Source organism: Kitasatospora sp. NBC_00070 (genome assembly GCF_045041205.1).
In the GTDB taxonomy this organism is placed as follows: domain Bacteria; phylum Actinomycetota; class Actinomycetes; order Streptomycetales; family Streptomycetaceae; genus Kitasatospora.
In genome coordinates this window covers 643,695-656,469 of the sequence record NZ_CP108248.1, presented here as the reverse complement: position 1 = coordinate 656,469, position 12,775 = coordinate 643,695, and the positions used below count along the sequence as shown (strand labels likewise).

Sequence of the window (12,775 nt, the reverse complement as noted above, 5' to 3'; positions counted from 1 at the left end):
GGGGTTCATGCTGCGAGCGAGAGTTTAGGCGGATGCCCGGCGCAGGATCTCCCGCTCGAGCCGCCATTCCTGCTCGGCCTTGGCCGGCCGCGTGTTCTCCCCCGCAGCCGGGCCAGCTCGGCCTCGCTGTCCTGCGACGCGCCGGAGGCGACCGCAGACCTGTGGGCGTCACGCACCCAGGTCCGCAGCGTCTCGGGGTTGACGTTCAGATCGGCCGCGACGGCTCTGAACCTCCGCCTGCCATCCGAAGCCCGCCACCACGCGATCGCATCGGACCGGAACTCCGCACTGCACTTCGAGGGCCTTGCCATGTGGATCTACACCTTCCAGGACCAACAAGATCCATTGTCAGGTGCGTCCACACCACAGAGATCACCTCATTCTGTGCTGTCGGCCCCGGTGGACAGGGTGGGGTTTTCGGGCTGGGGTGGCGCGGGGACAGTTGCGATAAGGGCGAATTGCTGCTGGGTGAAGCAGCCAATTGGCTTCAGGCTGTTGCCCGGGTAGTAGATGCTGGTGCCGAGGATGTTCTTCCGGTACCAGGTGTTGGGGAAGTGCGGGTAGACGGCGGGTGTGGTCATGTCCAGGAGGGCGAGGGCTTCGTTGTCCCAGCCCGGAGGATTGAACACCGGGGCGTCCTCAACCGTAGGCAAGGGCCGGCACAGTTCGAGGAAGGCGTTGCCGAGCAGTCTCTCCCAGGCCTCGCAGTAACGCAGCCGCGTGTTCTTGTCGAGTTTGGCGGCGAGCTCGTCGGGCCCGCCGGATGCCCATCCGGGGACCCATGCCCGGCCCAGACGCTCCAGCAGCTCGGGCCGGTTCTCCACCACCGCCCAGAACCGTTTCGCCATCTCAGGGTCCACCACACACCTCCATGCGGGCCAGTCCACGCCTTTCCAGGGTCCCCGCTGGATCCCTCCCACCACCACGACTGACAGGGCACCACCAAGGGCAGTTGGCAGTAGCGGCCTTCGGCCGGGGGTGGGGCCCGCCTCATCGGCGGTTTCGCTGCTCTCGGAGGCGTTGAGAAATTCCGTGACCAGACGGGGTGAACTTCCAGGGCCGGCATCGGGTGTCAGGCATACCCGTTCAAGGCCGACGCGGTTGTTTACGCTGCGGCTACTGTCGTGGCCGGGACTCCCTGCCGGACATCATGCCCGCGCCGGACCGGCGTCGGCAGAGCCCGCTGGGAGCTGCACCGGAGCCTTGGCCATTACCCTCCTTCCCGGCTGGATTGATCAGGGTGCTCCGGACGGTCAAGTGGCTGATCTCCCGGAGGGAACGGAGCTCCATGCCACCGCCATCTCCCTCCGTACCCCAGCTGACGGGGGCTCCCGTCAGCGGTCACGCACATCAGCCCGCGCCGCGTTCCCATGTCCAGACCGACACATCTCGGTCGCCGATCTGTAGGGTGCAGAAGGCGTTCGCGCCGATCGGGGAATGCCTCGTAGGTGCTCGTGGCACGAGTGCCGGGGCACGAGCTGGCCCGCTCGCCGTAGTCATCAGCCACCGCGACAGGATGCGATTTGGCATCGCCACCGCTGACACCGCCTGCTCGGTTCGGAGCACGGATGGTGAACGAGGACGGGCCGGTGCGGACCACGTAACTATCGGTCTGGGCGGCCCAGGGGCGCGTACCTGCGGCTCGCGCGCTGGCCTCGCACCATGGCTGCGCCGCCCGTCGGGGTGAGGGAACCAAGGGTTCCTGGTGACGGCGCCGCTGCCGTCGACGTCCACGTTGGCCTCCTCTGTTGCCAGTCGTTGTCGGATGATCAGGGCCTGAAGGAGCGGCACTCTGTCGTCCTGGGGCTGGCCAGGCCGCTGATCCTTGCCGACACCCTCGAGCGCTTTGCCAGGTGGGTGGCTGGAGGACCTCACCGCCTTGCTCGGCACAGGGGCTCTACGGCCGTAAAGCCCCGACACGCAGGGTGCAAACCGCTGCCGTCCAAGGCAAATGAGGTCTGAAATACTTCCAGCCGTCCGTAGTACCAGAACTCTTGGGAATCACACGGTGACAACACCAGTGCAAACCTCTGTGCAGTCCTCTGTCCTCGTCGTCTCGACAGACCCTCAGGGGTCTACGGTCTGGTGGGCCGACCGCGTGGGCGACAGCTTGCCTTTCGACTTCCTCCAGACCCATGACGACCCGGCTGGTCTGAAGGCACTTCGTGATCTCGGTGCGAAGGTTCACGTCGTTTGTAACCAGAAGGGCGGCGTCGGCAAGACGACGCTGACGGTCAATTGCGCTGCCGTCGTGCACGACACCATCGGCACGGGCTCCACCGGCTACCGGCACATCTTCATCGACACCCCTGGCAGCCTCGAGGACGAGAATCTCCTCGCCGCATCCTTGGATATCGCCGACGACGTCATCGTTCCGATGCCACCGGAGCCGCTCGCATTCGACCCGACGGCGCGCACTATCGAACGGGTCATCAAGCCACGTGGGCTTCCGTACCGTGTGGTGGTCAACAACTGGGATCCCCGTGACGGCAAGGCCGATCTCGAAGACACCCGGGCCTACATCACGGCCATGGGCTGGGAGCGTACCAACGCTGTGGTCCGCCGCTACAAACTGCACACCCGGGCCTCGGCCGAGGGCAAGGTCGTCACCCAGTACCAGCGCAACCGTATCGCGATGGAGGCTCGCGAGGACTTCTTCCGCCTCGCGCTCGAGCTCGGGTACGGGGCCCACTGATGGGCCGCCGCACATCGCTCGCTGCCCTCGCCGGCACTCCTGTTGAGGCAGTCCCGGGAACTTCTGCCGTGCCCGTGGCGGAGCCCGCAGGCCCAGCAGTCATCACTGCCGAGTCGGCTACCGCCGCCGGCTTGGTCGTAGTCCAGGCGATCCCGCTCGATCTGATCTCTCCGACTCCCCTGAACTCGCGACGCGACTTCGGGCCGGCCAGGGAGCTTCTCGAGTTCGGTCTGAGTCTCGTCCGCACTCAGCTGCAGCCGATTGTTGTGGTCCCCCGGGCCGACTACTTGAAGCTGTGGCCCGAGCACGACGATGGCAGCCTCAAGGACTTCGTCCTCGCGGCCGGTGAACGACGCTGGCGCGGTCTCGTCGCGGCTGACGCCGCAACCATCGGTGCGGTCGTCCGGCCCGAAATCGCCGAAACGCAGCTTGCGTTCCTCGACGCGGTCTTCACCGAGAACTTCGCCCGCAAGAACCTCGACGCCATCGAGGAGGCCTGTGCCATCGAGGAGTTGGTGAAGGTCCTCGGCACTGCCCGCGCGGTGGCGGAGCACTACGGCAAGACCGAGGGCTGGGCATCCCAGCGTCGGTCTCTGCTGAAGCTCACTCCGGATCTGCAGCGCCTCGTCAGCTCCAAGGCGATGCCACTGGATGCTGCTCGGTCCATTGCCCTCCTTCCAGCTCCTCAGCAGGAAGCGGCGTGGTTCGAGCTTACGAACAGGCCGAAGCCGCCCCGTCAGCAGCGCTCCCGAGCGAACCCAGCCAAAGTGACACCTCAGGTTGCAGCGGGACTGGCCGCCTCGGCTCCGGCGCGTGCCACGCAGCTGGACACTGGTACCTCACGTTCGGTGTCGACGGCGCGCGGGCCGTCGCACAGTCCGGTTGAAGCGCTGACGGAGGACTTTACGGCCGTAAAGTCCAGAGGCGAGTTTCCGAATCGGGGCGGGGAAGCCGGCACTGTTCCTGCGCCTGCTGAGGGCGTAGACCCGGCCGGAGTTCGGGTGGAGGAGCCGCCGTTGGCTGGCATCTGGTCAGCGCTGGTTGCTGTCCCGCCTACCGACATCCCGGCGCTGGCTCGGGTGATCCGGAACGTTCTGGATCCCAGGGAGTTGTACGCTCTGGCGGCCGAACTGGTCGAGTCTCTCCGGGGTGACCCGGAGCCGGCTGACGCGACGTGAGCTTTACGACCGTAAAGGCCAGCAGCGACGAGCGGCCTCGCTCCCGGCCGAGGTTCTAGTGATCGTTGTGACACCGCAGTTCAGGGGTACAGCTCGGCGTGGATGGCGCGGCACCCGGCTTATGCCTGAATGAGGTGAGATGTCTGCCGGGCTGGGCCTGGCGAATGTCAAGATGTCTTGGCTTCGAATATGGGTAGACCTGAACTCGAACGGGTAGACCAGAGTCAGAAAAGGTACGGGCCCGGCCAGCACTCCCCCACGGAATACATGGCCGGACCCGGGCTAGGCACCAGGGCCGCCTCGACACTCCCCCCACGGAGATCGGGGCGGCCTTCGTCTGCGCCTTTCGCCACAACTCAGCGTACATGCCAAGTATACGCAACGCCACCGTTCCCGACCGAATGTTCGGTGCCATGCTCCTCGAGGGCGGGCCCATAGGCCGCATGCCAAGGGGCAGCAGGTGCCGGCTTAGGCCGATACAAGGGATTTCAGCGGACATTTTGCCCCACTTTGTCAGGGCAGGCGATCAGTTGACGATGGCTCAGTGGACCACTGGGCATGACCGGCGGAAAGCCCCTGGCATCTGCGGCGGAACCGCGAATACCAGAGCATGATCCCAAAGACCTGCTCGGCCCCAGCAGTCGGCCACACGACGAAGCCTTGCAGCGGGAACGGCGGCATCAATGCCGACACGATCGGATGGGCGATCAACCCGAGCTTCCTGGATCCGCCCCCCTGCGAGGGCAACCATCCAGGGCCAGGCGCCACGGTCGGGCCACAACCGCGAGACGATTACGCCGACGCAGGAAGTTCGACACCCTTCCCGACCAGGTTCTTCACGGGCAGCCTGAAGGCAGAGCCCTTGTCCGCGCGGACCAGGGTGCCCTGCGCTCGGCGACGAGGCCACCACCGGCTCTCTGGCTCGCGGACGGCGCCTGCGCCAGATCAGACCGCGACGAGGTTCGGCCGCCCAGAGGCCCGTGGCGGCTGCTTGCGGTACAGGGGGGCGGCGATATCCGGCAGCTGGCCGTCGCGGACCTCGGCAGCAGCCAGACGGAGCGCCTCTTCCATCTCCCTCTGGGAGGAGTACTTGGCGATGAAGGGGTGCAGTCGGTAACTGTGGCCTCGGCCGTCGCCGCTGCGGACGACCAGATTGCGGTCCACGAGGCATTTCATACCGCGGCTGACCGCCGACTCGGCGAGGCCAAGACGCTCGGCCATCTCGACCTGACTGTGCCTCACATCGCCGCCGGGAAGCTGAAGTTCAGACATGATGCCAAGTACGGCGATCGCCGACGGCGTCAGCTTCAACCGGGGGATCATGCCGAGCACACCAGAGGGGGTGATCTCCATGGGGTCTCCTCAGCGTTCGCAGGCGAAGTCGTCGGGCCCGATCGTATCGGGAAACTCCGAGGCGAGCTTCTCTGCCCGCACGGAAACCAGGACTCCGTTCTGCTCGTCGCCGTTGCCGCGGAAGCACAGCCTGGGGTTCACATCATAGAGGCCGCGCTTCTTGTGCCGTCGGATGTAGTTGAGCTCGCACAATCGGCTGATGGCGCTGTTCACGCTGCTGCGCGCGACGCCGATCTCGTTGGCCATCTCCACCTGGGTCTGGGCGATTTGGCCACGGTTCTGAGAGCCCATCATGTGAAGGAGCACCGCGACCTCCACCGGACTGAGCCGGTGCGCAACGATGCACCTCGCCAGCACCTTTGCAAGGAACCAGTTGCTCGTCAGGGAGTAGCCCATCGAGCCGGCCATGTCGTGCGCGGCGCGGCGCGGCCGGAACCTGACGGTGACTTCCTCGACTGCGGGCCCGGTCGGCTTGGTCGCGATCTCCATTGCGAGTTGCTCGCCGAACCGGTCGAGCATGCTCACGAGTTCGGGTTCAGCGGTGGGACGGACCGGGCTGGTTCGAGGAGCGGCTCGGGTGACGCTGGTTCGTCGTTCTGCTCGCACACGTCCTCCGTCAGCCCTGGCCTGTCTGCCAAACACTATCGGAACTTGCGGCTGTCTCGAAGTTTAGATGCGGCGAGTCGCAACTTTCGTCTGCGAGAACGGACATGGCTTCAGCTTGGCTCTGGTGCTGAACGGAAATCGAACCTTTGCTGGGCGGGTGGCAGCGTCCGGGCTGCGGAGCGGAAACGGACGAACGCACGGGCGGTGGGTACGAGAGTGACTTGGTGGCCGAGGAGTTGGAGCTGGCGGAACGAGGCCGCGGGTTTGCGGGGGGTGTTGGTGCCGGTCCGTGCCGAGGTCCTGCTGGCGGGGCGGGGTCGTTGATGAGGGGTCAGGCTGTGGGAAGGATTGATTGGGCGGCGGTGACCAGTGTCTTTGCATGGCCTCGCCGTTTGACGAGGCGTCGGTAACGGGCGCTGAGGAAGGCGTCCGTGCGGGCCGTGCCGGTTGCCGCTTCGCCCGGGGTGCCCTTCGGCCAGGGGTTGCCCCGGCTGACCGGGGGCTGTGGTGTTCTTGGCGCCGGAATTGATGGTCCGGGGCCGGAGGGTTGCCCCGGAGGCGAGATGATCGGGGATGGGGAACCAGCTCATGCCCAGGCCGATCTCGGCAAGGATGACCTGCGTGGTCGTCGCCCCGACGTCCGGGATCGCGTTGGTCGTCGACGCCACGGTTCCCATCCCCTGGACTCGCCGGCCTTTGCGCTCCCCGTGCGGCACCCGCATGCACACCGTCGCTTCGGTTGGGTCCTCCCCCGTCTCCCCCACGCTCGCCCTCCCTCTGTACGCACTGTAGGGACGAGGGCATCTGGGGAGCCGGAGAAGCTGAACGGCATGTTCAAGGCCACAGTGCGTGGTCCTGCGGGTAGTTCCCTCACCAGACCCTCCGCGCGCGAAGCCCACGCGTCGTGCGGTGCCAGCGGGCGGCCCCGCGCCGATTCTCACACCCACGGAGAGCCGCCCATGGGTGAACGGCTGACTCCTACAGATCGTCAAGCCGTAGGTGACGGCCCGGGTGTAGTGCGCCCGGAATGGAATCTTGCAGGTATCCGCAAGTCTTGCGGGCTCGCTCTGGGCTGGGCCGGTCCGGGTCTGACGGACTTCGAAAGTTGAGGCTTGCTACAACGAATCTTGACGATAACTGCAAGTTTTGGTCTCTGGTCCGGGACAGTTCGATGAGAAGTGTCCCCAATCCGGGACACTTCCTCCGCCTTCGGTGGAGCTGGCCCTAGCGCGCTCCCTGTGGAAACTGCCAGCTACTCGCAAGTTTTACTGCCTTATGTCCCGGATCGCCGGGCACTTGAGCAGCTGCAGTGTCTGGTAGGCCCGGACGCTGCAGTTCACAAACCAGCAGGTCAGAGGCCCTTTTTGGTTGGCGTCCTCTTATTAAAGAGGGGTGCGTGCAGCTGACGTTGCCACATCGGGTGTCACGTCATGCACGGCAGCTGGTTCATGGGCACACTCAGCTCTTTCCGTACGGCGGTCACCCACTGCAGGCCTCAAGTGCTTCGCTCCTCCATTACCGACTCATCTCAACCCAAACCCGGCAACCCTTGCTGACGGGGGTTCGGGACTGTTTACAGGGCCATCTGTCGTCAGGTGGCGACCCGGGCACCATGTCATCTTGTCTGTAGCCCTGTCGGCAGCGAGTGGGCATTTGGTGTGAACGAACTGCCCTCTATGCTCTAGCCTCGGCCTTTCACGGCGAGCACTGTCCGACGGGTGATCAGAAAAGAGAAAAGTGCTCCTGACCTGCAACGATGGGACTTGTCTAGGGTCCAGTCAGCTGCATGGAAAGAAGCACTTCTCAGGTGAACAGTATCGGGTCGTATCCGCGTGTTCGCGTCGAGGGCAACGGTCGCGGGGTGGTCTCGCAGTCCGGCGCCGTGCTGCTGGTCGAGACCGCCCGCAAGGCAGGGCTGGATGCGGCGATATCGACGGCGCTGGTGCCGTGGCGCAAGGCGCGTGCGGTCCATGACCCGGGCAAGGTCCTGCTGGATGTCGCGCTCGCTGTGGCCCTTGGCGGGGACTGCCTGGCTGATGTCGCGATGCTGCGGGCCGAGCCCGCCGTGTTCGGCCCGGTGGCCTCCGATCCGACCGTCTCCCGTCTGGTCGACACCCTCGCCGCGGCCGGGCCCCGTGCACTGGGGGCGATCCGGCGGGCGCGGGCCGAAGTCCGCGAGCGGGCCTGGCGGTTGGCCGGCGAGGCGGCCCCGGACGCGGGCGGCGAGGTGACCGTGGACATCGACGGAGTGCTGGTCCTCGCGCACTCCGAGAAGCAGGACGCCGCCAAAACCTGGAAGAAGACGTTCGGGCACCACCCACTGTTCGCGTTCGTCGACCACGGCCCAGGCGGGTCCGGGGAGCCGGTCGCCGGGCTGCTGCGGCCGGGGAACGCCGGCAGCAACACGGCCGCAGACCACATCGAAGCGGCCCGGACGGCACTGGCCCAGCTACCGAAGAAGTACCGGCGCGGACGCCGCACCCTGATCCGAACCGACTCCGCCGGCGGCACCCACGACTTCCTGAACTGGCTCACCACACGCGGCCGGTGGCTGTCCTACTCGGTGGGGATGACCATCACCGGCGGCATCCACCAGGCCGTGCTGAAGATCCCGGCCTCTGCCTGGACCCCCGCAGTCGAACCCGGCGGAGAGATCCGCGACGGCGCCTGGGTCGCCGAACTCGCAGGCGACGTCCTCAAAGGCTGGCCGAAGGGGATGCGGCTCATCGTCCGCAAGGAACGGCCCCACCCCGGAGCCCAGTTGCGCTTCACCGACGCCGACGGCATGCGCCTGACCTGCTTCGCCACCAACACCACCGGCACCCCGATCGCCCGGCTGGAGCTGCGGCACCGCCAGCGGGCCCGCGCCGAGGACCGCATCCGCGCCGCCCGCGACACCGGACTGCGCAACCTGCCCCTCCACCAGGCCACCCAGAACCAGATCTGGCTGGAGATCGTCCAGCTCGCACTCGACCTGCTCGCCTGGATGCCCATGCTCGCCCTGACCGGCACCGCCCGCCGCTGGGAACCCAAACGCCTACGGCTGCGGCTGTTCTCCGCCGCCGCCCAGCTCGTCACCACCGGCCGCCGCCGCTACCTCCGCCTCGCCCGCCACTGGCCCTGGACCGACACGATCACCAGTGCCTTCGAGCGCCTACACGCCCTGCCAGACCCCGGCTGACCAGCAACAACGCCCCACCCCGACGAACACCAGACAACATCCGGAACCGTGGAACCCGGCGCCCACCCGACGCGACAGCCGGGCCCTCGGCATTTCTACAGGTAGAAAACCCAGCCCGGACAAGCAGAAACGACCCGCCAGCCAAACTGACGAGCCGTCATGCAAGATCGAGGCTAGTGCGTTCCTCGCAGACCCTTGCGGCCAAGCATCGTTCGACCGTGACGAGAATGGCCGCAAGGCCAGAGTCGACCCGCCAGGCGGGCCCCGAGTCTGCTTCGAGGCCCGGATCGAACGGAAGAACAGGCAGCCGCTGGTGGCGCGGTTCGGTGGGATCCCTCTCCAGCAGCAGCGGTCGGCGAAGATCACCGACCGTCGGCCTGTCGGGGTGGACTATCCGCAGAAGGAGCTGATCGCCCGGCTCCTGGCGGACACATGCGAGGTCTGCGGGGCCGTCGGTGATGTGCAGGTGCATCACGTCCGGGCCCTCGCCGACCTCGCGCGTGCCGGATGGCCGCCGTCCGACTGGGCACTCGTCATGCTCGACCGGCGCCGCAAGACCCGTGTGGCCTGCGGCACTTGTCACGACCGTATCCACGAGGCGCGAGCGGCCGGATCACTCACGCTGTGATCACTGGAGAGCCGGATGGCAGGGAAACCGTCCTGTCCGGTTCGGCGGGAGGCCGCGCGGAAAAGGACCTGCCACGGCAGGCACCTCGCCGCGCGGCCGACCCAACCTCCTGGCTGATGAACCGCCGCCGCCTCGCCCGCGACTACGAGGCGCTCCCGGCCCGCTCCGAAGCCATGATCCACGTCGCAATGATCAGCCTCATGACCCGCCGACTCATCGGCGAAACCACCCCGACCTGGCGCGGAACCTGAACCCAAATATCAGGGATGAAACGTCCAGTCAGTGGTGCGGCAGATCAGCAGCCACTGCTCGAAGCCCCCGGCCAGGGACTGCCGGTGACCGTCGTCTGGAACGCGGTCAAGTCGTAGTACCACTTTCCCTTCGAGCCCTCCCCGCAGGAGCGGTGTTCCCACTGGTCGCGGGGGCTGGCGTAGTGCAGGCGATGGCCCGCGCGCTTCACCGCCGGCTGGCGTGGCCTGCCCGGCGGGCCGTCCAGGGGCGGGTCCACCGCGGCCGCCAGTACATAGGGCAGCCGTTCGCGATGGAGATACGCGCGCAGGTGCGGGTCGCGGCTGTAGCCGGCCACCACCCAGGAGAACAACACCCCGTCCACCAGGCCGCGTTCCAGCATCGCGGTCGCCAAATGGGGCTTGGTGGTGAAGGTGACCTCGTCGGGGACGCCGGCCTCGCGGCACCGCTGCCGGTCCTCGGTCCAGGACTCGGGCAGGTACAGGTGCCGGTCGATGAAGGTGTGTCCCAGCGGGGAGGCGTAGGTACGGAAGGCCGGGGCAGACCTGCCGGGCCGAACCGCTTGTCGTGGCGGCGTGGACGGTGATGCGGTGCGGGTGGACGGTAAGGGCGTTGACCGTGACGTCGGCGGCCCGGTGGAGATCCAGTACCGTCCTGACCTTATCGACGGATGCGTCACCACCACCGGCCTGATCATGGACGGCTGACTGTCCTCAGGCCGACATCACAAATTGAAGTTCAGTACATGCTCACGCTGGGAGGCCTTTTGGACGCCAAGGCCTGATCCCCTTGGGTACGGCCCAGTCCTGCGGGTCGGCATCAGTCGGGGCCTCGGCGATGCGCAGGGCCTCGGCCAGTGCGGTGACGAGTGTGTGGATCCAGTTCGCCGGTCCCCCCAGGGCTGCGCTGTCCGTGAAACCACTCACCGTTTCGAGCAAGCCGACGGTGTGCTCAGTGAGCTTGGCGCACTGTGTCAGGGCGGCCGTGACGGGGTGTGCCGACCGGCGCCCCCTCGCCCTGTCATCGCAGTAACTGTCGTAGGCGGCTTCGGCTTCCCGCAGGGTGACCGCGAGAGCCTTGGCCGCAACGGTGCATTCCTGGGATGATCTGGTGAGCTTCGGGGCTGAGTCCCCTGCCGCTTCAAGGTCGCGATACATCGACAGTGCCACTTCGACGGTTTCGAGGCAGCCCGATGAAGTGCTCAGGAGAGACCGGATGCTCTTCGATGCGGCGAACAGAGGAGCCAGCTCCGCTATTTTATTCGCGTTCCTCTCATGCCACTGTATGACACTTCGCGAAGCGAGCAGTTTTGCTTTCGAATAGTCGGATGACCGAAGGAAGACAATGAGGAAGTCGTGGCCGCCGCCCCTGGAACGGCGAGCCAGCGCAGCTGCCTTTTCGTAACGGTCCTGCTTGAGTACCGGATTCTGCGAAAGAAGCTCCCCGGGGACCGGCTCCATTCCCGCTTCGAGCCTGCGATTGTCGAACGTTGACTTCCGTTCGTACCACCTACGGGTGATCTTGGCCTCGTCCATCCGTTGCGTGGCCGCGTCCGCCCTCTTCAGTTCCCGTTCTCGCCACTCGGACGTATCCATGCCCTGGCAGTACTCGAGGTGCAGCTCCACCCCGCGCTTCAGCGCGTCCTCGCCTTTTCTGGATCTCAGGTCTTTCGCGATTTGCAGTGATATCTCCGACAGCGGGCCGACGCCCACCGCACCGGACCCGGCGATGTACTGTTCGCGACGGGAGTGCGCGAAGAGTCGCACAGCGACCAGCTCGCTCGGCAGGGGAGCCGCCACTTGCCTGTTCCAGACCTCAGTACCCGGCGGAAACGTGGCGACAGGGCTCTGTTCGACCCACGGGTCGCCGATCTCGGCCATCGTGTAGCTGTCGAGCGAAAATCCCTCGCTGCTGTACGTGACGAGAGTGAGCCATCGCGGAAGCACGAACCTGCCCACAACCTCACCCCCGTGTCCACGCAGCGAGACAATCAGCCCGCGCGGCGCCCCCGTGGACAGCGTCTTGGTCTCGGCCTCGATCGGCGTCTTGACCTCCGGTCGCCTCGGCACAGCAGGCGCAGGGTGGTGGGTGGCCAACTCGGGGGGAAGCAAATTGCCCTGGCAGTAAGGGCAGATACCGACGGCATGGGCGATGACGTAGCCACGGGCGCAGTCCGGGCAGAATTTCCAGTCACGGGCGCCGCGTCCGAGGGGACGTAGTTCTGCGCTGGGTTCGGTGCAGATACGGCACAGGCAACGGGCTTGGATCGGGTGCTCGTTGGCGGGGCTGGCTCCGACATAGCCGGGTCGGCTGGGACGTGGCGCGCCAGCCGCCGCCATCGGGCGGGCTCTGCTCCACTGCGCGTCGGCGGGCGGAGTATTGGGACAGCAGACGTAGACGATGGTCTGCTTGATGTTGTCGTAGGCCTGCCACAGGTCCGGCAAGGAGCGGTCCCCGGCCCGCTGGATCGGCTGATACCGGATGAGCGGATCCGCCAGGGTCAGGAGCTGGTCAACCGCCCATTCCGCCCATTCCGCCTCCTGGCACTGGCGGGCGAACGCGTCCAGATACCCCTGATCCGCATCGTCCGCCCGTTCCTCCAGCCATTCCTTCAGCCGGTCGTCGTCCGGGTCGAGCAGCCCGCGCGGCTCCAGATACGTGTACAAGCGCTGCGCAACCGCGCCGCGCTGGTTCAAGATCGCTGCCTTGACACTCTGGGCTGTCCCGTCCGCGAGCACCAGCACCGCCTCCCGCCATACCGGGTGCTCCCGCAAGCACCAGGAGCGCCATCCACTCGAGCATCACGCCTCGACCGGCCGGGATCCATCCCCGAAGGGCACGTGAACAGGTACTGTCAGACATCCCATGACGTAGCGGTGTCAAGC

Annotated in this window: 10 protein-coding genes and 1 pseudogene; 5 read left to right on the top strand and 6 right to left on the bottom strand. The window is 66.4% G+C overall.

Annotated features, from left to right (window positions below; all coding sequences use genetic code 11):
* Nucleotides 1-5: 5 nt before the first annotated feature.
* Together OHV05_RS37870 and OHV05_RS37865 are read right to left on the bottom strand one after the other, a co-directional pair.
* Nucleotides 6-311: a transposase gene (locus OHV05_RS37870; RefSeq protein WP_405021726.1), complete on the bottom strand. Its 306-nt coding sequence runs from the start codon at nt 309-311 to the stop codon at nt 6-8.
* A gap of 66 nt (nt 312-377) precedes the next feature.
* The gene (locus OHV05_RS37865) at nt 378-860 is read right to left on the bottom strand and encodes a hypothetical protein (RefSeq protein WP_405021725.1); all 483 of its coding nucleotides are present in this window, start codon (nt 858-860) and stop codon (nt 378-380) included.
* Between the two features lie 1,091 nt (nt 861-1,951).
* On the opposite strand from OHV05_RS37865, the gene OHV05_RS37860 reads away from it, so the two are divergent.
* On the top strand, nt 1,952-2,695 hold the full coding sequence (locus OHV05_RS37860; RefSeq protein WP_405021724.1) for a ParA family protein: 744 nt from the start codon (nt 1,952-1,954) through the stop codon (nt 2,693-2,695).
* Between the two features lie 131 nt (nt 2,696-2,826).
* Nucleotides 2,827-3,873 carry a ParB/RepB/Spo0J family partition protein gene (locus OHV05_RS37855; RefSeq protein ID WP_405021723.1) on the top strand — a complete coding sequence of 349 codons (1,047 nt, stop codon included), beginning with the start codon at nt 2,827-2,829 and terminating at the stop codon, nt 3,871-3,873.
* 945 nt (nt 3,874-4,818) lie between these two features.
* Here the strand turns inward: OHV05_RS37855 and OHV05_RS37850 are convergent.
* Nucleotides 4,819-5,226 (bottom strand): winged helix-turn-helix domain-containing protein, encoded by a 408-nt coding sequence (locus OHV05_RS37850; RefSeq protein ID WP_331730972.1) that lies wholly within the window; start codon nt 5,224-5,226, stop codon nt 4,819-4,821.
* 9 nt (nt 5,227-5,235) lie between these two features.
* A complete protein-coding gene (locus tag OHV05_RS37845; RefSeq protein WP_331731178.1) occupies nt 5,236-5,745 on the bottom strand; it encodes a replication/maintenance protein RepL in 510 nt (169 codons plus the stop codon).
* A 1,873-nt stretch (nt 5,746-7,618) separates the two neighbouring features.
* On the opposite strand from OHV05_RS37845, the gene OHV05_RS37840 reads away from it, so the two are divergent.
* The 3 genes and pseudogenes from OHV05_RS37840 to OHV05_RS37830 all read left to right on the top strand — a co-directional run.
* Nucleotides 7,619-9,013 (top strand): IS1380 family transposase, encoded by a 1,395-nt coding sequence (locus OHV05_RS37840; protein ID WP_331730965.1) that lies wholly within the window; start codon nt 7,619-7,621, stop codon nt 9,011-9,013.
* A gap of 385 nt (nt 9,014-9,398) precedes the next feature.
* Complete coding sequence (locus tag OHV05_RS37835) at nt 9,399-9,641, top strand: hypothetical protein (RefSeq protein WP_405021722.1); 243 nt, start codon at nt 9,399-9,401, stop codon at nt 9,639-9,641.
* A gap of 110 nt (nt 9,642-9,751) precedes the next feature.
* Nucleotides 9,752-9,892 (top strand): annotated as a pseudogene (locus OHV05_RS37830) (IS5/IS1182 family transposase); the annotation flags it as partial.
* Nucleotides 9,893-9,936: 44 nt separating this feature from the next.
* Here the strand turns inward: OHV05_RS37830 and OHV05_RS37825 are convergent.
* Both OHV05_RS37825 and OHV05_RS37820 read right to left on the bottom strand, forming a co-directional pair.
* Nucleotides 9,937-10,587 carry a transposase gene (locus tag OHV05_RS37825; protein WP_405021721.1) on the bottom strand — a complete coding sequence of 217 codons (651 nt, stop codon included), beginning with the start codon at nt 10,585-10,587 and terminating at the stop codon, nt 9,937-9,939.
* A 52-nt stretch (nt 10,588-10,639) separates the two neighbouring features.
* Nucleotides 10,640-12,634 carry a hypothetical protein gene (locus OHV05_RS37820; RefSeq protein WP_405021720.1) on the bottom strand — a complete coding sequence of 665 codons (1,995 nt, stop codon included), beginning with the start codon at nt 12,632-12,634 and terminating at the stop codon, nt 10,640-10,642.
* Nucleotides 12,635-12,775: the final 141 nt, after the last annotated feature.